Annotated in this window: 19 protein-coding genes; 10 read left to right on the top strand and 9 right to left on the bottom strand. The window is 36.6% G+C overall.

Features of this window, described 5'->3' with window-relative positions; genetic code table 11:
* Positions 1-1,626 carry an ABC transporter permease subunit gene (locus FC748_RS13225; RefSeq protein ID WP_108029477.1) on the bottom strand — a complete coding sequence of 542 codons (1,626 nt, stop codon included), beginning with the start codon at positions 1,624-1,626 and terminating at the stop codon, positions 1-3.
* Positions 1,619-2,371 (bottom strand): ABC transporter ATP-binding protein, encoded by a 753-nt coding sequence (locus FC748_RS13230; RefSeq protein WP_024362211.1) that lies wholly within the window; start codon positions 2,369-2,371, stop codon positions 1,619-1,621. The genes FC748_RS13225 and FC748_RS13230 overlap by 8 nt, the downstream gene beginning before the upstream one ends.
* A gap of 147 nt (positions 2,372-2,518) precedes the next feature.
* Here FC748_RS13230 and FC748_RS13235 point away from each other — a divergent pair, with 147 nt between their 5' ends.
* A complete protein-coding gene (locus tag FC748_RS13235; protein ID WP_108029476.1) occupies positions 2,519-3,277 on the top strand; it encodes a DeoR/GlpR family DNA-binding transcription regulator in 759 nt (252 codons plus the stop codon).
* Between the two features lie 108 nt (positions 3,278-3,385).
* Here FC748_RS13235 and FC748_RS13240 read toward each other — a convergent pair whose 3' ends face one another.
* Positions 3,386-4,156, bottom strand: coding sequence for a Cof-type HAD-IIB family hydrolase (locus FC748_RS13240; protein ID WP_108029475.1), 771 nt, complete (start codon positions 4,154-4,156; stop codon positions 3,386-3,388).
* 439 nt (positions 4,157-4,595) lie between these two features.
* Here FC748_RS13240 and FC748_RS13245 point away from each other — a divergent pair, with 439 nt between their 5' ends.
* A complete protein-coding gene (locus FC748_RS13245) occupies positions 4,596-4,805 on the top strand; it encodes a DNA-directed RNA polymerase subunit epsilon (protein WP_024362214.1) in 210 nt (69 codons plus the stop codon).
* Positions 4,806-4,810: 5 nt separating this feature from the next.
* Entirely contained in the window at positions 4,811-6,478 is a 1,668-nt protein-coding gene (gene rnjA / locus FC748_RS13250; protein ID WP_024362215.1) for a ribonuclease J1, read from the top strand.
* Positions 6,479-6,858: 380 nt separating this feature from the next.
* Here rnjA and FC748_RS13255 read toward each other — a convergent pair whose 3' ends face one another.
* Complete coding sequence (locus FC748_RS13255; protein ID WP_024362216.1) at positions 6,859-7,692, bottom strand: TetR/AcrR family transcriptional regulator; 834 nt, start codon at positions 7,690-7,692, stop codon at positions 6,859-6,861.
* Between the two features lie 99 nt (positions 7,693-7,791).
* On the opposite strand from FC748_RS13255, the gene FC748_RS13260 reads away from it, so the two are divergent.
* On the top strand, positions 7,792-10,881 hold the full coding sequence (locus FC748_RS13260) for an efflux RND transporter permease subunit (protein ID WP_024362217.1): 3,090 nt from the start codon (positions 7,792-7,794) through the stop codon (positions 10,879-10,881).
* Positions 10,882-10,983: 102 nt separating this feature from the next.
* Positions 10,984-11,673: a DUF4085 family protein gene (locus FC748_RS13265; protein ID WP_167492676.1), complete on the top strand. Its 690-nt coding sequence runs from the start codon at positions 10,984-10,986 to the stop codon at positions 11,671-11,673.
* A 110-nt stretch (positions 11,674-11,783) separates the two neighbouring features.
* Here the strand turns inward: FC748_RS13265 and FC748_RS13270 are convergent, their stop codons facing one another.
* The 5 genes from FC748_RS13270 to FC748_RS13290 form a co-directional block, all read right to left on the bottom strand.
* Positions 11,784-12,281, bottom strand: coding sequence for a GNAT family N-acetyltransferase (locus FC748_RS13270; RefSeq protein WP_108029473.1), 498 nt, complete (start codon positions 12,279-12,281; stop codon positions 11,784-11,786).
* Positions 12,282-12,585: 304 nt separating this feature from the next.
* Positions 12,586-15,108, bottom strand: coding sequence for a bifunctional lysylphosphatidylglycerol flippase/synthetase MprF (gene mprF, locus FC748_RS13275; RefSeq protein WP_108029472.1), 2,523 nt, complete (start codon positions 15,106-15,108; stop codon positions 12,586-12,588).
* Positions 15,109-15,218: 110 nt separating this feature from the next.
* The gene (locus FC748_RS13280; RefSeq protein ID WP_024362220.1) at positions 15,219-15,881 is read right to left on the bottom strand and encodes a potassium channel family protein; all 663 of its coding nucleotides are present in this window, start codon (positions 15,879-15,881) and stop codon (positions 15,219-15,221) included.
* A 180-nt stretch (positions 15,882-16,061) separates the two neighbouring features.
* Positions 16,062-16,514, bottom strand: coding sequence for a TlpA family protein disulfide reductase (locus tag FC748_RS13285; protein WP_024362221.1), 453 nt, complete (start codon positions 16,512-16,514; stop codon positions 16,062-16,064).
* Between the two features lie 239 nt (positions 16,515-16,753).
* Entirely contained in the window at positions 16,754-17,296 is a 543-nt protein-coding gene (locus FC748_RS13290) for a peroxiredoxin (RefSeq protein ID WP_025218725.1), read from the bottom strand.
* A 404-nt stretch (positions 17,297-17,700) separates the two neighbouring features.
* Here FC748_RS13290 and FC748_RS13295 point away from each other — a divergent pair, with 404 nt between their 5' ends.
* From FC748_RS13295 to FC748_RS13315, 5 genes are read left to right on the top strand one after another with little or no spacing between them, the layout of a single operon-like run.
* A complete protein-coding gene (locus tag FC748_RS13295) occupies positions 17,701-18,243 on the top strand; it encodes a type II toxin-antitoxin system RelB family anti-toxin (protein ID WP_024362223.1) in 543 nt (180 codons plus the stop codon).
* A gap of 17 nt (positions 18,244-18,260) precedes the next feature.
* Positions 18,261-19,367: an ABC transporter ATP-binding protein gene (locus FC748_RS13300; protein ID WP_108029471.1), complete on the top strand. Its 1,107-nt coding sequence runs from the start codon at positions 18,261-18,263 to the stop codon at positions 19,365-19,367.
* A complete protein-coding gene (locus FC748_RS13305) occupies positions 19,357-20,166 on the top strand; it encodes an ABC transporter permease (protein WP_024362225.1) in 810 nt (269 codons plus the stop codon). Before FC748_RS13300 ends, FC748_RS13305 begins: the two co-directional genes overlap by 11 nt.
* Positions 20,163-20,960: an ABC transporter permease gene (locus FC748_RS13310; protein WP_024362226.1), complete on the top strand. Its 798-nt coding sequence runs from the start codon at positions 20,163-20,165 to the stop codon at positions 20,958-20,960. The genes FC748_RS13305 and FC748_RS13310 overlap by 4 nt, the downstream gene beginning before the upstream one ends.
* A complete protein-coding gene (locus FC748_RS13315; RefSeq protein ID WP_024362227.1) occupies positions 20,957-22,030 on the top strand; it encodes an ABC transporter substrate-binding protein in 1,074 nt (357 codons plus the stop codon). The genes FC748_RS13310 and FC748_RS13315 overlap by 4 nt, the downstream gene beginning before the upstream one ends.
* Positions 22,031-22,191: the final 161 nt, after the last annotated feature.

A 22,191-nucleotide genomic window follows, 5' to 3' on the forward strand; every position in this document is an offset into this window, starting at 1 on the left:
TTACATCTCCTTAAACTTTTCTTTATTTGTTGTTATATAGTCACAACCTAATTTCACAATGAGGTTTGTACATAAAATAAAAATTGAGAGAACAAAAATATCCGTATACTTCGCAAAATGCTGCAATTCTTTAATGCGCGTAGAGACAAGCATCGTTTTCGTACTGACAAGGAAAATTACGCCACTAACTGTCACCATGGCATTTAAAAAATAATAGCTAAACATTTGAAAAATAGTAGGTCTTATATTCGGCAAAATAACGCGAATGACCGTTTGAAGCCAAGAGTCCTTTAATAACTCTCCCGTCACTTCCCATGTTGGGTCCATTTTTTGCAAAGAGTTTTTCGCCATTAAATACGGTGTTGTAAAGAAATGGACAACCGTATAGGCAATAATGATAAAGAAGGTCCCTTTAAGCGAACTCCCATTGAAGAAAAATAAATAAGAAAGACCGAGTACCATACCTGGCACTGTATTGGTAATCATTGACGCAAAATCTAATGTGCTTCTCCCTTTTAACGGTGTTCTGACATTTAGAAGTGCTGAAACAAACGCGATGCCCACACCTAAAATTGCTGTAAAAAAGGCAACAATAAGGGAATTCATATAAACCCTTGTTAAATTCTTTTCTGCTAAAACATTTTGTACATGTTCCAATGTGAAGCTAAAGTCATATGGATAGCCCTTAGTAAACGGCACGATAAACATTGTTGAGAAGATGATAAAAATCGTACTTACGCATACTAGCGATAGCACTGTAAATGTACTGTCTCGAAGACGATGCACGACTAGAGCACTTTGACTGACATGCTTATATTGAAAATTAAATCGATCTAGCACGCTTAGCATCACGATGCCAAGTACAGCAGGTACAAGCATGAGTACGGAAATTACCGCCCCTTGTTCAAATCGCACAATAGAACCAAGCATCGCTTGATATAGCTCTGTTGAAATCACTTTATAACCCCCACCTACCGAAGCAGGGATACCAAAATCGGTAAAACTTAAAATAAACGTTAAAATAAATGCTCCACCAATTGTTCCTATCATAGGTCGAAATACGGTATGGTAAAATCGACGTGATGGTCTATCATGCATTAGCATCGAGACAAGCAAAAAGCGTTTATCAATGTACTGCATGGAATTTTGCATTAAAATAAATGCAACAGGCAATGTGTAAAGCACATACCCAATCAACAAGCCATTAAATCCATAAATTGTCACTAAGGGCTTCCCCAGAAGTTTTGTTATAATTCCTTGATTGCCAAATGTGTAAAGTAATACAAAACCATAGGTAATTGTCGGCAAGAGCATCGGCAATGTTACCCCGATATGTACAAGCTTTTTTAAATGTTGATTCATCGTCGTAAAATGCATGGCATAGGCAAGAGCAAACGCTAAACAAGTAGTAATAACGGCAGCGACAAATGACACTTGGAAACTATTAAGAAACGCTTCCCGAATTTCAACGCTCTGTAATGCTTCTACATAGTTTTGAATCGTTACGCTATTGCCTTTTTTCAAAGACTGCCAAAACATATAAAGTAATGGCACAATTAAAAAGAACAGAAAAAAGAAGACAATTGGCAGAAAGAGAATTTTCACCATTTTATTCGTTTTAAGCATAGGATTCTCCAAACAGTTGATAGATGTTATGACGTTTAATATGAAGTTGCTTTAATATAAAGTCTTCCACAAATTGATTTTTTGGTGTTTTCAATATTTCGTGAGGTGTGCCATATTGTGAGACAGTTCCCTCATTAATGATGAGTACTTTATCTGATAATGTGAGCGCCTCCTCAGGATCATGTGTCACAATAATAGTTGTTAATTTAAATTGGCGAGCAATTGATTTAATGCGCTCCTTAATGGATTCTTTAATCACACCATCTAGCGCACTTAACGGTTCATCTAGCAATAAAATTTTCGGCTGCATAACAAGCGTTCTAGCAATAGAAACACGTTGTTTCTGTCCACCAGATAATTCGTGAATCTTTTTATGTAAATGTGGAGCGAGTTCTAAGAAATCCACATACTCCTGAATCTCAGCTTTTGACATTTGCTGTTTTTTATTTTTCAAGCCATAGACGATATTGTCGTAAGCATTCAAATGTGGGAACAACGCGAAATCTTGGAAAACGATATTAAATCCTCTATCCTGCATCGATTGTTTCGATATATCTTGTCCATTGTAAAAAAGTTGCCCATCTGTTTGTTCTGTGAGACCTAAAACAATGTTGAGTAATGTCGTTTTCCCACAACCACTCGGCCCCAATAACGAAACAATTTCACCAGAATCTATCGTTAAATTTATATCTCTTAAAACATTTTTATTTTTATAACTTTTTGAAATATTTTTTAGTTCTAACAAATTGCTCACTCCTTTTGAGTTGTTAACCACAGTATAGAGACAATTTGTAAAGGGAAATCACATGTTTGTGTAAATGTTGAGTAAATTCTGACTAACTGTTGACAAACTTATTACTACTTTGAGTAAATAACAATAAGAGGTGATGTAATGTATACAGTAGAAAGGCAACAACATATTTTGCAATTCATTCGGAATAACAAGGTAGTAAAATTAGTAACCCTGACAAAAGAATTCAATGTATCGATGGAAACTATTCGAAGAGATATTCAACAACTTGTGCAAGAGAAGAAGATCGAGAAGTTTTATGGGGGTGTAAAATATATTGAACCCGTTGAAGGATTAATGGACAATCGATTAACACAGCAGTTAACAGAAAAAATCGCCATTGCCAAAGCTTGTGCTTCTTTAGTTAATAATGGTGACTGCATTTTTATCGATAGTGGCTCAACAACTTATCAAATGACACCATTTCTACTAGGCAAGGAGAAACTAACAGTCGTGACGAACTCTCTTCCTGTAGCATTTGATTTAATTGGTTCTAATATTGAAGTGATGATTATCGGCGGAAGAGTGCGACATTCGGAAAAATCGGTCACTTCAAATGACTTTCTTTTCCACTTCGACCATCTCAATATTAATAAGGCATTTATATGCGCAAGTGGCGTGACATTAGAAAAAGGAATATCCGATTTTAGTTTAGAAGAAGCGATGACGAGGAAACAGCTTATTAATATTTCGCAGACAGTTTATGTTGCAACTGATTCTACCAAATTCAATAAAGATGTGGCTATTCAAGTATGCCCGCTAGAAGAGGTCGATATGATACTTACTGATAACGGACTGCCCAAAGAAACATTACATCAATTTACGGAGGCTGGCATTCAGCTGAAGGTTATTGATATCTAAAGCATTGTTTGAGTAAATTGTTTGAGTGACTGGCACCGATAATACGTAAAAAACCCACTTCTCGTGGGTTTTCCTTTTAATATTCAAAATTGTTTGAGTGACTGGCACTTATATAATCTTTAAATAGCGCATCGCTTTCGCAAGTCCGTCCGCATCTACATGATCGGTAATATGTGTCGCGACCGCCTTTACTTTTTCATGTCCATTTCCCATTGCCACGCTCGTACCAACAGCCTCTAACATTTCAATATCATTCATACCATCACCAAAAGCAATGGCATCCTCTAACGTTAAGCCCATTTTCGCGAGCACTTTTTCGATTCCAGCAGCCTTGGAACCTCCTTTAGGTAAAATATCACAAGAATATTCATGCCAGCGCACGAACTGGACATTTGGAAATGCCTCATCATACAAATGTTCATCTTTCTCTTCCATAAAGATGAGTGTTTGATAAACATCGTGCTGCATATAATAAGATGAGTCTAATTCTGGGTACGGGTATTTTAACGTGTTTAAACTTTCGGATACCTTGTTATGCCCTCCAACTGACGCAATCATTCGCTTGTCATCTAAAAAAACAACGGGTTCATTGCGCGCTTCTCCAAAGGCAATAATTTTCGCTAATTCTTCTTTTTCCACACCATTTGCGTAGACAACCTCGCCTTGATAAACGACGTACTGTCCATTAAAAGTCACATATGTGTCAATATCAAGCTCTTCTAGCAATGGTTTAATCATAAATGGTGCACGTCCAGTAGCGATTGCAAGCTCATACCCTTTACGACGTGCTTCTAATAGCGCTTCTTTCGCAGAAGCAGGCAATACTTTTTCACTGTTATAGAGCGTTCCATCTACATCAAAAAATAAAATTTTTTTCATCCTATAATCCCTCTCTTTATGTATGATGTTGCAAAGGCTAAATCCTTTACACAGGCATTGTTTTTAATTATAATGATCCTAAGGAGTGATGTGCCATGCTGAAGAAACTAAAGCGAAAATTGTTGAAGCGACTTCGTGGCGTACTCGGAAAAAAATCAATTGCCTAACATTTGCCCTTCATTATTTGAAGGGCTTTTCTTTATTTTAGAGTAGCTGCGTGATAATATAAAGGAAATGCATTTATTTGACTATGCGCAACCACTGTCTCATTGCTTTTCATGAAAAGTGCAAGATAAAAGTATTGAGATACAAGAAATTCAAACGCTCATTTCTTTATTCGTCTAAAGTATACTAGAAATTCGCGATTTTTTCTTGTAGTACGTGTGTGGTAATAGCCAAATGTGCAATAATAATGTACGCAATCAAAGGAGAGCAAACTATGATTTACAAAGTTTATTATCAAGAAAAAGCAAATGAGATTCCAGTTCGCGAAAACACTAAAAGTCTATACCTTGAAGCTGCTTCAGAACGTGAAGTACGTCAAAAGTTACAAGACCGTCATTACAACATTGAGTTCATTCAACTGCTTGAAGGTAACTATTTAGAGTACGAACAAGCAAGTCCGAACTTCGTCTTGGAGGAAATTTAACAAACATGAAGTTTGTTAAAAATGACCAAGCAGCTGTTTTCGCGCTCGGCGGACTGGGCGAAATCGGCAAAAATACTTACGGTGTTCAATTTCAAGATGAAATCATCTTAATTGATGCCGGTATAAAATTTCCAGAAGACGATTTACTCGGGATTGACTATGTTATTCCAGATTACACGTATTTAGTACGAAACGTAGATAAAATTAAAGGGCTATTTATTACGCACGGACACGAAGACCATATTGGTGGTATCCCTTATTTACTACGTCAAGTAAATGTTCCTGTTTATGGAGGTAAGCTTGCACTTGGCTTATTGCGCAATAAACTAGAAGAGCATGGTTTACTACGTACAACAAAACTAATCGAAATTAAAGAAGAAGATATTATTAAATTTAGAAAGACATCTGTCAGCTTCTTTAGAACAACGCATAGTATTCCAGATGCTTACGGTATCGTCGTTAAAACACCTCCAGGCAATATCGTGCACACAGGTGACTTTAAATTCGACTTTACACCTGTAGGAGAGCCTGCAAACTTAACAAAAATGGCTGAAATCGGACGTGACGGCGTTCTTTGCCTATTATCTGATAGTACGAATGCTGAAAAACCAAATTTCACAATGTCTGAACGTACAGTTGGAAAAAGTATCGATGAAATCTTCCGCAAGGTTGATAGTCGTATTATTTTCGCAACATTTGCATCCAATATTCACCGCTTACAACAAGCAACAGATGCTGCAATTAAATACGGACGAAAAATCGCTGTATTCGGTCGATCTATGGATAATGCCATTACAATCGGCCGTGAGCTAGGCTACATCAACGCACCAAAAGATACTTTTATTGATGCGCAAAGCATTAACCGTTTACCTGCCAATGAAGTAATGATTTTATGTACAGGCTCACAAGGTGAACCAATGGCAGCACTATCTCGTATTGCCAATGGTACACACCGTCAAATTCAAATCCAGCCTGGCGATACAGTTGTCTTCTCTTCTTCACCAGTACCAGGGAATACGGTTAGCGTAAATAAAATTATCAACTTACTGTTCCGTGCTGGCGCAGAAGTTATTCATGGTGCATTAAATAATATCCATACTTCTGGTCACGGTTCACAAGAAGAACAAAAGCTTATGCTACGACTGATGAAGCCAAAATTCTTTATGCCTATTCACGGTGAATTCCGTATGCTAAAAATGCATACGCATTTAGCAGAAGATTGTGATGTTCCACTGGAAAATACTTTCGTCATGGAAAATGGTGATGTTCTGGCATTAAGTGCAAATGAAGCACATGTGGCAGGTCGCATCCCTTCTGGTGATGTCTATATTGACGGTAATGGTATTGGAGACATCGGTAATATTGTCTTACGTGATCGTCGCATCCTTTCTGAAGAAGGTTTAGTCATTGTTGTTGTCAGTGTTGATATGGAAAACCAAAAAATCGTTTCAGGGCCTGATATTATTTCACGAGGGTTTGTCTATATGCGTGAATCCGGCACAATGATTAACGAAGCACAAAAAATGCTAAATCGTCATTTAAATGAAACAATCCAAGGTAAAACACCTCAATGGACAGAACTTAAAAATGAAATCACTGATGTTTTAGGACCTTATTTATTTGAGAAAACAAAACGTCGTCCAATGATATTACCAATTATTATGGAAGTATAATCTTCTATATTAAGAAGCTACGCACTATTCGCGTAGCTTCTTTTTTTGCATAAAAACTCTATTTTTCTTCGATAAAGTAATATCCTTGTGCAAGCCTCCTCTATGGATGGAGTTGAATAATTAAATTAGGACATCTCCCATTACTCTTTGTGGCAAAATAATCCGTCTTTATCATTTTTGTTCTGATAGCGCTTATTTTGCCCCACGTTTAAAAATGTTGAATGTGATTTCATAAATTTTTAAAATTTTGAAACCTCCTCCAACATTTTACGTATATAGTAATATCCTCTTGAAAAAGTGCACCATCTCTTTTCAAAAACAAATACAAAAAAATAGAATTATCCACAATAACAAAACTGTGAACAATTCTATTTCAACAATTAAAACTGAAAGTATTTATCCAATACATAGACGACCCATTGACACCCCGGCTGCAGACGAATATTTTCAATTAAACCTTTGATAATCGCTTGACTATATGTTGTATGCTCAACCTGATTTTTTAAAAGCTCCAAAGATTCCCGTTCAATAGACGGCTCTAAGTTATGAATATTTTGATCAATTAACTGTAATAGCGATTCCTGCGTTATTTCTTGATCACATGGTCTTGCTACTAATTGAGCAAGTTCTTCGGTAATAAAAGGAATTGTCGTATGTCGAGCAATTATATCGGTCTTTTCCGCTAAAGATTGCGCCAACTGATCTAGGTCGAGCGGTAAATCAGAAAATATAAATAGCTCGGCATAACTTTTCATAAACCCTTTTACACAATACATTACATCGTACTTTGTCTCTTGTAGCTCTTCCCGATACAACTGTTCAAGCATTTGGACTATAGACTTCGACATATCTGCTTCATAGGCACTCACTTTGAGAAACAACTCTTTATTTGTAAGAAAAACCTTTTCATTAAAAAAAACACGTGACGATGCTGCATGTTTTTTGAATGCTTGAAAAATATTTTTGTAGAAATCAACCAGCATGACATCTTTTTTATTCGAATTTCTGACTACGTGGTCAATGTCTGCAATAAATTGCTGTAAGTAGTAGTCAACCATTGAGAAAAGAAGCTCATCTTTTGTTTTAAAAGACAAATAAAATGCCCCTTTAGAAATCCCACAGCGTTCCGTAATTTGCTGTACAGATGTTGCTTCAAAGCCTTGTTCAGAGAACAGTTCTAATGCTTTCTCCATAATTAATTGCTTTTTTAACATATTTTTAAATCTCTCCTAATGCATTTCGTTGACAAATGACTGATTAGTCATTAGTATAAATAATTGAATCTAGTAAGTCAATAAAGGGTAGGTGTGAAGGTGAAAGGTTTAGTTAATTTTGTATTGAAAAACAAATTGGCAGTGTGGTTATTAACAATTATCATCACTGTCTCAGGGATTTATTCAGGTACAAGAATGAAAATGGAATCAATCCCTGATATATCGATTCCATACTTAATTGTAATGGGCGTGTATCCAGGTGCCACGCCTGAACAAGTCATGAATGAACTTTCTATTCCATTTGAAAAATCCATTGAAAGTTTAGAGGATGTTAAAGCCGTTTATTCCACTTCCTCTTCAAACGTTGCCCAAGTGCAAGTCGAATATGACTATGGCATTGATATGGATGAAAAGAAACGTCAGTTAGAATCCGCTCTCGATAATGTAAAACTGCCTGAAGGCGCGCAAGAACCAACAATCATGGCCATTAGTATGAACATGATGCCGGTTGTCGCATTATCTGTGAGTAGTTCGAAGGAAGACATTGTTGACCTAACATCAACAGTAGAAGATTTATTACTTCCTAAAATCGAAAAAATCGACGGTGTTGCGTCAGCAACGATTACTGGTCAACACATTGAAGAAGTTTCGTTTAAATATGACGAAGAAAAAATGGCTGCTCTTGGCTTAACTGAAGATGCAGTCAAACAAATGATTCAAGCAAGTGATATGTCATTATCCCTTGGTTTATATCAATTTACGGTTGGTGAACAAGCGGTTTCCGTAGATGGTAAAGTTAAATCTATCGATGAATTAAAAGATTTATTAATACCTGTCACACCTTCAGCTACACAACCTTCTCCTTTCGTTCGTTTAGGCGACATTGCTACGATTGAAGTTGAAGGTAAAGTACAATCTGTATCTCGTACAAATGGTAAAGATGCCATTGCAATTCAAATCGTAAAAAGTCAAGATGCAAATACAGTAACGGTTGTCAATGCAGTAAAAGAGCTGATTAAAGATGAAGAAAAAAGAATTGACGGCTTAAAAATTGATATTTCACTTGACCAAGGTGCTCCAATTGAAGATTCAGTCTTCACAATGATCGAAAAAGCGGTATTCGGTGGCGCAATCGCGGTTTTAATTATCTTATTATTCTTACGCGATTTCAAATCAACTATTATTTCGATTATTTCAATTCCAGTTTCAGTTTTCATGGCATTACTCTTATTAAACTGGATGGATATTACGTTAAATATTATGACACTTGGTGCAATCACCGTCGCCATTGGACGTGTAATTGATGACTCCATTGTCGTAGTAGAAAATATTTATCGACGTATCCATTTAAAACAAGAAAAATTAACAGGGCGCGCACTGATTCGTGAAGCAACTATTGAAATGTTTAAACCAATCTTGTCTTCTACATTAGTGACGGTAGCGGTATTCGCCCCACTTATGTTTGTAGGCGGTATGGTTGGCGAATTATTTATGCCTTTCGCATTAACGATGACATTTGCTTTAGGTGCGTCATTAATAGTAGCAATTACCATTGTACCAGCTTTATCCCACTTCTTATTCCGTAAAAAAATCTACGGAGAGAAAAAGGAAAGCCAGCATCAAGAAGTTGGTAAACTAGCTATTTGGTACAGAGGTATATTAGAAAAAGCATTAAATCATAAAATCATTACATCTACGATTGCGATTTTAATGCTTGTTGGTTCCCTTGCTTTAACACCATTAATTGGCTTTAGTTTCATGGGATCTCAAGAGGAAAAGGTCATGTATTTAACATATACACCTGGTACTGGCGAGCTAGCTGATGAAACAGAAGTAAATGTAGCACAAGTTGAAAAAGAATTAATGAAACGAAAAGATATTGATATTTTACAAGTTTCAATTACTGATGCTACAAATGCTGACCCAGCAGCAATGATGATGGGTGGCACAGCTGGTGGTGCATTAATGTACCTCATCTTTGACCCAGAAATGGAAGACTTCCCTGCTGCTCGTCAAGAAGTAGAAGACTATGTATTTAATCTTGACCAATCAGGCGAATGGAAAAGTCAAAACTTCTCATCAACGTCTATGGCTTCAAACGAGGTAAGTTACACATTATACAGTGAAGACTTAAACAAGTTACGTAGCGCTGTTAAAGATGTTGAAGGATCACTCAAAGAAGTTAAAGGTCTAGAAGATGTGAAGTCTGATTATGAAGATCCATATGTAGAACATGTCTTAAAAGTAGAGCAAAAAAATGTCTTACAATATGGCTTAACGACTGCTCAAATTGTCATGGCTTTAAATTCTACTGCTTCACAAGAAGTGTTAACAACAGTTGAACGTGATGGCAAAGACATTAACGTCATTGTCAAACGTGATGCCAAGGCAGCAGCCTTATCAATCGATGATGTTTTAAAAACTGAAATTAAAACGGCTTTAGGCACAACGATGACCATTGGTGAATTAGTAAACGTTGAAGAAGGTACTACGCTTAATTCACTATCGCGCTCAAAAGGTGAATATTTCGCCACTGTATCTGCCACAATTATTGGCGATGATATTTCAAAAGCAACGACCGCAGCAGATAAAAAGATCGATAAATTAGACTTACCTAAAGGTGTGACAACAGGCGTATCCGGTGTAGCGGCAGATATGCAAGAAACATTTACGCAACTAGGTATTGCGATGTTAGCAGCTATCGCTATCGTTTACTTTATTCTTGTCGTAACGTTCGGTGAAGGTTTAGCACCATTTGCTATCCTCTTCTCATTACCATTTGCAGTCATTGGCGCATTTGTTGGCTTATATGTAACAAATCAAACGATTTCTGTATCCGTTATGATGGGTCTCTTAATGTTAATCGGTATCGTTGTGACCAACGCCATCGTACTTGTAGACCGTATTATCCATATGGAACGCGACGGACTTGGGATGCGTGAGGCCATTTTAGAAGCAGGCGCAACACGTTTACGTCCAATTTTAATGACTGCCATTGCAACAATTGGTGCAATGATTCCAATGGCAATTGGTAATGGCGGTAGTGGGCTAATTTCGAAAGACCTCGCAATTACAGTAATTGGCGGTTTATTATCTTCAACATTATTAACATTAGTAGTCGTACCAATTGTCTATGAAATGCTATCCAAAATGTTAAAGAAAAACCGTAAAGATGTTGAAGAAAACTAAAGAATACAAGCAACAATCCGAAAGAGAGTGCTCCTGCAATGGAGCACCCTCTTTTTTTAAAGAATTGTTTGAGTGCCTGGCACTTCAGATATGGAGGAAATAATGAAATATTATACGAAGGAATTATATGATGAAATGCAGATATACGGATCTTTAGTATTTCCTGATTCAAAGGAGGAATGGGAGGAACTTGTACAATCATATGATGATATGGAAATTGACTATATAGAGAGATTAAAAGCAGAATTAGCGTATAGAAAAAATGACTTATTAACGTTCCTTCCTGTATCACTCCACCCTGCAATTAATAAAGGAACATTTATGATCGACTATCCATCACAAGAAGAAAGAGAAGTAATAGAGCAATGTCGCAGTCGTTTTAAACATAAATTAGAAACGATACGAAATGAATGTAAAGCTAATTATGCATTAATTAAACATTTACTTCCGGAAAATGCTGTGCGAATATATGAGGATGTTTATACACATGATGCAACCGTGCTTGCTGTTGACTTCTGCCAAGAAAGACAGGAATGTATATTATTATTAAATAATATTGATGGAAATGGACAAACCGTTGATATTAAATTAACATTTACGGGAATCCACAAAATATCGAATCTTGAGCATATTATCGATGCATGGTGGATATACGATGAGGTGTATGTAACCAATCATGGTTTTGAACTACATGTATTATTCAATGGTCCATGCGAAATGTGGGAAACAACTATTGAAGCAACAGATGTCTTCATTGAATATCTATCTTCATCGATTGCTAAAGACCTCTAATTGATTTGCGTTGCCCGGAAAAAGTTAGCCACGAATCTAACTTTTTCCGGATTTTTATCTCTCTAGTAGACCACCTTTTCCCATCTGCTATCCCTATCCTTTGTTTACTTTTAACAACCATTATTTGTGCTTAGTAACTGATAGACAGCTTGTTCCTGCCCAAACCTTTCTAATACTTGTATTTTTTCCATACCTATTTTTTCTAGTACTCGACAGGAGGCAATATTGGCAGTTTGTGTTTCTGCTACTAGCTTGGATAATTGTAAACTAGTAAATCCATAATGGATGACCGCAGTTAAAACTTCTTGTGCGTAACCTTTACCCCAATATTGTGGCAAAAATTGATAGCTAAGCTCATAGGTTGTTTGTTCATGGTATTCATCAATCGATACTAGACCAATGAAGTCATTCGTGTTCTTTAATGATATGGTAAAGTATGAATTAGGAAACGATGAATGCAACATGCTGTTAAAGGAAGAAAGAATATAGTTTTTATCTGGAATCCCTCCAAGAAATGCTCTGACATCCTGATTACAATATAAAGAATAAATATCATCTTGATGGTGTGGCTTTAAAAACTCAATTACACAATTTTCAGTTATTAGCATACTATTCCTCATTATTAGAATTTTCTTTATTATGACAAAGACATTGTGTAAAATCAAATATATTTTCCCAAATTTACCATAAAAAAAGACTGCATCCAATATAATCTTGAATGCAGTCCCATATTCACTTTAGCTTCCCATTTTCTCTTAACAAGCCCATGCGAATGCCATCATATTAAAAGCCCTCTTTAAAACACACTTTGCAAATTCCGCTTCCTATTGCATCATGAATGTCTTTCATACTTGAATCATGTGCTTGTTTCCTTACCCTGTTGTAAACCTAACCGCGCACTTACAAACTCACTTATTTTCTCTTTCGTCCAATCAATAATGTAATTTGTGCCATCGTAAAGGGCAACGATGATTTTTTGCGATACGCTACATATTTTGGTTCCCAAAAATCTGCATATTTTAATTTAAAGTTTTTTAAGCCTTTAAAATGATAGAAATACTGGCCATGTAAAAATATTTGTGCTGCAATTTTTTCGCTTAAAAAAGAGTATCTAGATTGACCGACATTCGATAACGGAGACATGCCCATATTAAATACATGGTATCCTTGTTCTTTCGCCCATTGAAACAGCGATAAGAAAATGAAATCCATTGTACCAGACGGTGCCCCAGGTTTAAAGCGCATCAGGTCGACTGAAATTCTTTCGCCATTATCATACATAGGCATGATGCTTGCAAAGCCAATGACGCCTTCAGCTCCTCTTAACACAGCAATTTTTGAGGTGTTCAAATAATTTTCATCGAAAAAGCCAAGAGAAAATCCCTTCTCGGCCCTTCCTTGTAGCCATCTTCTTGATACTTCCGCTAGTTCAGTCATAACCTCCTGTGAGTAAGGCGGACTTAATATTGTGACCGTATAGTTCTCGCGTTCAAATCTATTTTTTACCGCCCTGCTGCCCTTCATTTCTTTTCCAGCAAATGTGAACATCTCTAAATCAACAAACGCTTCCTCTCCCAGCTTAAAAAAGCTATAACCATGCTCATGTAACACAGGGAAAATCTTGTTGTTAATTTCATAAAAAACAGGTGTATAGCCATGCCTATCTGCTACTTCCAAAAACTCCTGAATAGCCGATAATAAATCACTTTCTGGACCTACCGGATCGCCTAGTACCACGATTTTATCTGCATAGATTTGATAGGCGAATAACACCGTATTTTCTTTATTCCAATAGACAAATTTGTCATGCAAAAAAATGAGATGTGAAAACTCCGTTCCCGTATACTCCATAAGATGACTTTTGATTTTGTCTTCATGTTCTTTTGATAGTAGCTTGTACATTTTTTTAGGTCCACGTGTAAGATAACCTAAGTAAAAAATAGCGCAAGCGATGAGGATACCGATCATTGCACTGAAAAATAAATCCCGATAATCTGTAAGGATATAATATTGCAATGGTGCCGGAATATGAATTTTTGCGGTAGGTAAATTGATATAACCTATTAATAAGTACATTGCCGTAATGAAAATAACCGCCGCAAGGTCAAATAAGATAGTACCCCATGTTAAGACATAACTTTCCCGATAAAATTGTTTTTTGGATGCCATTAACAATACAGCGACTATCAGTAAAAAAATGGCTTCTTCATAATCAAAACCTTTACTAATTGAAAATAAAGCCGAACTGCTAAGCACGATAATGGCAAGTTGATAAGCCGTTTTCACTTTATATTTAATTCCCCTACACAACCCTAATAGAATAAAGCCTGCCGCAACAGTTAATTGATGGGAAATATTCATAATTGGTGATGATAAAAACTCCTGAGCGATTTTTAATCTGCTTAAAATACCTGGTACCGATGCTGATAACAGTAAGACAATGCCCGAGATAAAAACTAAACTGGTTAACAACATATGACTAATCTTTTGAAAAATAACATTTGGTACATCGTCCCACGACCGATTCCAACGCTCCCAATAATCTTTCATAAATAATAGTACGGACACTAAAAACGGTAGTACAAAGTAGCCCACACGATACAAAATTAATAAAAAGAGTACTTTTTCTTCGGCAATTCCAACACTTTGCGTCCCCCATAAAAAAACAAGGTCAAATGAGCCAACCCCTCCCGGAATCATGCTTACTATACCTGCACATGAGGCAATTAAAAATATCGGTATGAGCGTAGAGAGCTCCATCGGTATTTGGATGATGATTGTTAACATCCAAATGACAAAAAAGACCGCAAGCCATTCAGCAACAGAAGTAATCATTAACTGTAGGAATACTTTATACGTTAAGGCACTTCTTTTGTTATAGCGAATAAGATGCGTCACTAAAAATACAGGAACATAGAGGCTGACCACAATGACAGCAATTGATAACCAGCGAATTTCTTTTAACATTGGGAAATCCCAAAAGAACAGATACATCAACCAAGTTAACAATGAAATCCCTGTTAAATAAAAAAGAGTAACGGTAGCAATGCTCTTTAACAAGCCTTCACGATCCACTTTATATTTTGAATAAAAATAATTTCGTAGAAATACACCTACTAAACCGCCAAAGCCAATAAGGTTCGAAAATGTGTTGACGATAAACGAATTATTCACTAAAGTACGCTTGTTTATTTTCATTCCTAATAGTTTTACCAAAATAACATCGTAAAAAATCATCGGAGTAATCGCACAAAACGTAATGAAAAAAATCAACAACAGTTCCCATACTTGCAATTGACTAACTTCATTTCGCAGTAAATTTACATTTACCCCCCTTAGCGATTGTTGTATTTCGTAAATCGCTATCGCTAAAAGTATGATTGGAAATATAATTTTTAGAAACCGTAGTAATGGTTCTTTCCTAAATTTAAACATGTGCTAAACCTACTCCCCATCAGCTTTCTTAACATACTTCATAAAAAAAGTTGGATTGTATATTTAAAAAATGGAGTATTGTAAACCAACTACAATATTCCACTTCTTTCTTATTCTTTCATTGCCTTCTTCACAAAACGGTTAATATCCACATCAGCACCGATAAGAAGCATAATATCTCCAAGTAAAATTTTGTCGCTTGCTTGTGGAGAAACGATAATATCCGATCCTCGTTTTATGCCGACAATGTTAATGCCGTATTTTGCGCGGATATCTAAATCCATAATCGAATAACCGGCAATGGCATCATTGGCTTTTAATTCCATAATCGAATGCTCATCTGACAGCTCTAAATAATCGAGCACCGTATTAGATAACATATTATTCGCTATACGAATACCCATATCACGCTCAGGATGAACTACAAAATCAGCTCCAATTTTTCTTAGCACTTTTTCGTGGTAGTCATTTTGAGCTTTTACTGTAATTTGCTGAACACCAATTTCTTTTAAAATAATAGTCGTTAAAATACTTGCCTGAATATCTTCGCCAATAGCGACAATGACATGTTCAAAATTCCGAATACCTAATGAATTTAATACCGATTCATCTGTTGAATCGGCAATAACAGCTTGCGTTGCGATGGCAGCAAACTCATCTACCCGTTCAGATGAATGGTCAATCGCCATTACTTGCGCACCTTGACTCATTAGCTCACGAACAATACTTCCTCCGAAACGTCCAAGTCCAATGACGGCAAACTCTTTTTTCATCATTCAAAATCCCTCCGAAAACTACAATTACTTTATTTTAACTTATTCTCGCTTATATGTATTGTCAAAACAGGAGACCAATCGTCATTTTACCTTTTCTATCTAGTATTTTCGACATTCTATACTATTACTATTAAAAAAAGCGAGGATTTAAACATCCCCGCCTAGCAAATATTAAAATTATGCGTTACGCATTTCATCGAGAACTCGATTCACACGTTTTTCTAACATCTTCATACCGCTACCACCAGCTTGCATATGGCGAAGCTGTCCGTCTTTATCGAATACGAAGTAAGCGGGTACGTATTGGTTTTCAAAAGCATCCGTTAACTTCATTTCATTATCTACAAAAATAGGTTGTGTAATATCATGCTCTGCTGCAACAGCTTTGATCGTATCCAAATCAGTATCTGCTTCAGAACGTGGCATATGCACAGCAATAACGTTTAATTCATCTTTATATTGGTCACGGAAATTATTCACTTCCGGCATTGCTTCTTTACATAAATGACAGCTTACAGACCAAAAATGGATTAGTGTTGGTTTTTCGCCAACTAATTGTGCTTTCGTTACTTCACCATTTAACCATGTTGTTGCACCTGTAAGTTCAGGCATTTGTTCACGAAGTTTCATAAAAAATCCTCCCTTGAAAAAAATATCCCCACAAGCGTGTCGTGGGGACCCATTATTCATTTTATGCATGAATTGAGCCTTGGCGTAATTGTGTCTAGATTTTTTTCAAAAAGCTCGAAAAAAATCTAGACAGTGCCAGAGTACTCCGACTTGCTCAATAGCTGTACCGCTACTGATTTCATTGCATAATTCGCATTCATCCCGCTCTTTCTATAAGTGAAGGACTTTGCTCAATTCAATTAAAGAGTTGCTTGACCTGGGCGCCAGTTTGCTGGGCAAAGACCACCAGTTTGTAAAGCTTGTAATACACGTAAAGTTTCATCAACGTCACGGCCAATATTATTATCGAATACTGTTTGATATTTTAATTCGCCTTCTGGATTAATGATGAATAAGCCGCGTAGTGCGATACCTTCTTCTTCAATTAAAACGCCATATTCTTTCGAAATCGCATGGTTCGTATCTGCTGCTAATGGGTATTTTAATTCTCCAAGGCCATTTTGCGTGCGATCTGTGTTAATCCAAGCTAAGTGCGTGTGGATTGTATCAGTTGAAACGCCGATTACTTCTGCATCTAAGTCTTCGAACTCATCATAACGATCGCTCATCGCAGTAATTTCTGTTGGACATACAAAAGTGAAGTCCATTGGGTAGAAGAACAGTACAGTCCATTTGTCTTGTGCTTTAATTTCTTCTAAAGATACTTTACCAAAAGATTTGTCTGGAAGTACTGCTTCCATTGTGAAGTCTGGGGCTTGTTTACCTACCATGCGTTCTGCCATTATAAATCCCTCCGAATAATATGTAGTTTTATATTCCATTCGCACATGCGAACCGTCTTCTACGATAGCAAAGAAAGCACAGATTTTCAACGAAGTGCACTTCGCCACGCTAATCGTTTCAAGTGTACTGACAAATTTTTGTCAAATACCCAATAAATAATCATCACTACACTATAGTTATTAGCTTCTTTTCGTAAATTTATTCTAGAATAACACAAAAAACTGCTCGAAAATAGAGAAGCTTCTTTCCTTTCAAATACATCTGCATTTTTTCCTCCAAAACGATTGCAAATTTTTCATTATTATGTATAATAGTAATGTTTTTAGTAAACTAAAAGTTTCGTTAAAGTAAACTTCATTTTCTGAAAGTTTATGATTGCTAAACTTCTTCTAGGAGGGAAAGGATGCAAATTGGAGGAAAAATTAAAGCACTTCGTTTGAAAAAAGGTCTTACCCAAGAAGAGCTTGGAGAACGTACAGATTTAAGTAAAGGCTATATTTCACAACTAGAGCGTGATTTGAATTCGCCTTCTATTGAAACGCTTTTTTCATTATTAGAAGTTCTAGGATCGACGCCCAAGGAATTCTTCGATGATGATGCACCTGAGCAAAAGGTTGTCTACACCGAGGAAGATCAATCGACTTATACAGACGAAGAAAAAAAATATGAAATTCAATGGCTTATTCCTACATCTAATGAGAAAGAAATGGAGCCCATCTTTTTGACACTTGCTGCTGACGGCGAATTCAAACAGTTTGAACCATCGCTATCAGAAACATTTATTTATATTGTCAAAGGGCGTATTCGTCTCGTTTTAGGGAATGAACAATATATAGCTAGTGAAGGCAATGCGCTCTATTTTGACGCGGCAGATCATCATCAAATTTTTAATGCCCATGACGATGAAACAAAAATTTTACTCGTCGCAACGGATTCTTATTTATAGCTTAAGGAGGCGCTTCAATGACAACAAATTCTATTATCCGCTTTGAAAATGTATCAAAATCATATAGTGACGGCACAGTCGTCCTAAAAAATATTAACTTAGAGCTTGAAAAAGGGAAGTTCTATACGTTGCTTGGTCCGTCAGGTTGCGGTAAAACAACGATATTACGCATTATTGCTGGTTTCACAGAACCAACTACAGGCGATGTATTTTTCCACGATAAAAAAATTAACACTGTTCCAGCAAATGAACGTCAAGTGAACACAGTATTTCAGGATTATGCGTTATTTCCACATCTAAATGTTTTTGAAAATGTAGCATTTGGATTACGCATTAAAAAACTTCCTGAAAATAACATTAAAGAACGTGTTGGAGAAGCGCTAAAATTTGTCAACTTAGCCGGCTATGGCAATCGAGAAATTTCTGAAATGTCGGGTGGTCAGCGTCAACGTGTTGCAATTGCACGAGCTATTGTTAATGATCCAGAAGTTATTTTACTCGACGAGCCTCTTTCTGCGCTTGATTTAAAACTTCGTACAGAAATGCAGTATGAACTACGTGAATTACAACAACGACTTGGTAAAACATTTGTATTTGTCACACACGACCAAGAAGAGGCACTTGCCATGAGTGATGAAATATTTGTCTTAAGCGAAGGGCAAATTCAACAATCAGGTACACCAGTAGATATTTATGATGAACCCATTAACCGTTTTGTTGCCGACTTTATCGGAGAGTCAAATATTGTAAACGGCGTTATGATAGAAGATTTTAAAGTGGAGTTTGCTGGGAAAGTGTTTGAATGTGTTGACCAAGGAATGAAACCAAATGAAAAAATCGATATTGTTATTCGTCCAGAAGATTTGGAAATCACAACAGTCGACAAAGGAAAACTAATTGTTAAGGTTGATACACAATTATTCCGTGGAGTCCATTATGAGCTCTCCACTTACGATAAAGCTGGTAATGAGTGGCTTGTCCATTCATTGAAGAAAGCTGCAGTAGGGACAGAAATAGGTTTAGACTTTGATCCAGAAGCCATTCATGTAATGCGCCTAAATGAAACTGAGGAAGAGTTCGATAAACGTCTAGAATCCTATGGAGATGACGAAGATGCAAACTAAAACTTCGAAATCAGCGTTATTTCCATACGTTTTATGGATTGCACTATTTGTTATTGCGCCGATTGCCCTCGTTGTTTACTACTCCCTACTAGATTTACATGGCAATTTTACGCTCAATAACTACAAAGCATTTTTTACATCTGTCTATTTAAAAATGACACTTAGTTCGTTTTGGTATGCGTTTTTAATCACCTTCTTTACATTGCTGATTTCATACCCAACAGCTTATTTTTTAACGAAGACCAAACACAAACAGCTATGGCTATTGCTCATTATTATTCCTTCGTGGATTAATCTTTTGTTAAAAACATATGCGTTTATAGGGATATTCGGTTTATATGGTCCTATCAATGCAGCCATTGAAGTATTCGGCTTTGATCCGAAGCAAATGCTATTTACTGATATGAGCTTTGTCTTCGTATCCGTTTATATTTTTATTCCCTTTATGATTTTACCAATTTTCAACTCGTTGGATCGTCTTAACCCAACCCTTGTCTACGCAGCTCGTGACTTAGGTGCTTCAGCCTTTACAACATTCCGTCGCGTTGTACTGCCACTAACAATGGACGGTGTTAAATCAGGAATTCAAGTTGTTTTCATCCCTGCTTTATCACTTTTCATGATTACGCGCTTAATTGCAGGAAACCGCGTTATTACGCTCGGTACAGCAATTGAGCAACAATTCCTTGTAACGCAAAATTGGGGCATGGGTTCAACGATTGCCGTATTTTTAATTTTATTTATGGTAATCATCATGTTCATTACAGGTCAAAAGGATAAAGGAGGTCGCGTACGATGAGCAAACTGTCCACATCTGCAAAAGTGTATTTAGCGATTGTTTTTATCGTCCTGTATGCTCCTATTTTTTACTTAGTCTTTTACTCATTCAATAGTGGGGATTCCATGACAAACTTCCAATCCTTCACATTGGATCATTATAAAGCTGTATTCGAGGATTCTAGATTACTCGTTATTTTAATTAATACGGTGATTGTGGCTTTGCTTTCTGCACTAATTTCCACAATTATTGGCACACTAGGCGCAATCGGGATCGTTACAGTAAAAGATTCGAAAATGCGCAATACCCTGCTTTCCTTAAATAATGTATTAATCGTGAGTCCAGATGTTATTATCGGTGCAAGCTTTTTAATTTTATTTACAATGGTAGGCATTAAACTGGGCTTCGCTTCAGTATTATTAGCCCATGTCGCGTTTAGTGTTCCTATTGTTGTACTGATGGTTTTACCAAAATTATTAGAGATGAATAAGTCGTTAATTGATGCGGCTTTAGATCTTGGCGCAACGAAAAAAGATGTTATGATGCGCGTTATTTTACCGTATATCCAACCAGGGATTTTTGCTGGTTTCTTTCTCGCTTTAACGTATTCACTAGATGACTTTGCTGTAACATTTTTCGTGACAGGAAATGGCTTTAGTACTTTATCTGTTGAAATTTACTCGATGGCACGTGCTGGTATTTCTCTGACAGTGAACGCCATTTCTGGTTTAGTATTCTTCGTTACAATTATAGTAGTAGTCGGCTATTATTTCTTCACAAGTCGTACGAGTAAAAGAACGGAGGGACAACAATGAAGTCTTTAATTCAAGCTACCATCGCCATACTTGTCGTCTCCGCTCTGTTAGTGTACGCGGCTGATGCAATGAGCGCTACCGGTGGTAAAAGTGGAAAAGATACATTAACTATTTTTAACTGGGGCGAATATATAGACCCCGATTTACTAAAGCAATTTGAAAAAGAAACAGGCATCCATGTCATTTACGAAACATTTGATTCCAATGAGGCCATGATGACGAAAATTAAGCAAGGTGGGACAGCATACGATATTGCTGTGCCCTCTGAGTACATGATTGAAAAAATGAAGGAAGAACATTTATTACTTCCTTTAGATAAAACAAAAATCCCGAACTTTAAAAATATCGACCCTTATTTTTTAGATTTGCCATTTGATGATAACAATAAATACTCTGTTCCTTATTTTTGGGGCACAGTTGGCATTGTCTATAATCCAGATTTAGTCGGTGACCTAGATTTCTCTTCATGGCAAGACTTATGGGATCCTTCTTTAAAACGTAAAGTCTTTTTAGTAGACGGTGCACGTGAAGTCATCGGTATGGGTTTGAACAGTCTTGGACACTCCCTGAACTCGTTAGATGACCAAGAGTTACGTCAGGCCACAGACAAACTGATTACACTCGCACCAAACGTCAAAGCGATTATTGGTGATGAGATTACACCGCTTATGATTAATAACGAAGCAGCCATCGCACTCACTTGGTCTGGTCAAGCCGCAGATATGCTATCAGAAAATGAAGATTTAGACTTTGCTGTGCCAGAAGAAGGTTCGAACTTGTGGTTTGATAATATGGTAATCCCGAAAACTTCGAAAAATATTGATGGCGCACATGCTTTCATTAACTTTATGTTAAATGCGGAATCTGGAGCTCAAAATGCAGATTATGTAGGCTACTCTACTCCAAATACTGCAGCAATGAGCTTAATGGATAAAGAAGTTATTGCTGATGAGCGCTTCTACCCTTCAGAAGAACAACGCAAAACGTTAGAAGTCTATAAAAACCTAGGACCCGATTATTTAGGGAAATACAATGAATTATTTTTAGAATTTAAAATGAGTATTCGATAAATACGAAAGAAACGAAGCCAAAAAAGTGTTAGATTGACAGCCATCAATCTAACACTTTTTTGATGGGACTGTTGATGTCCGCTACGGCAATTGGTGGCGATTGATGATTTTTAGTGGCAATTTTCTTTATTCTGTCGCCTTGTACTTGTATCATAACCATG

It is taken from the genome of Lysinibacillus sphaericus, assembly GCF_005217585.1.
Classification (GTDB): Bacteria; Bacillota; Bacilli; order Bacillales_A; family Planococcaceae; genus Lysinibacillus; species Lysinibacillus sphaericus.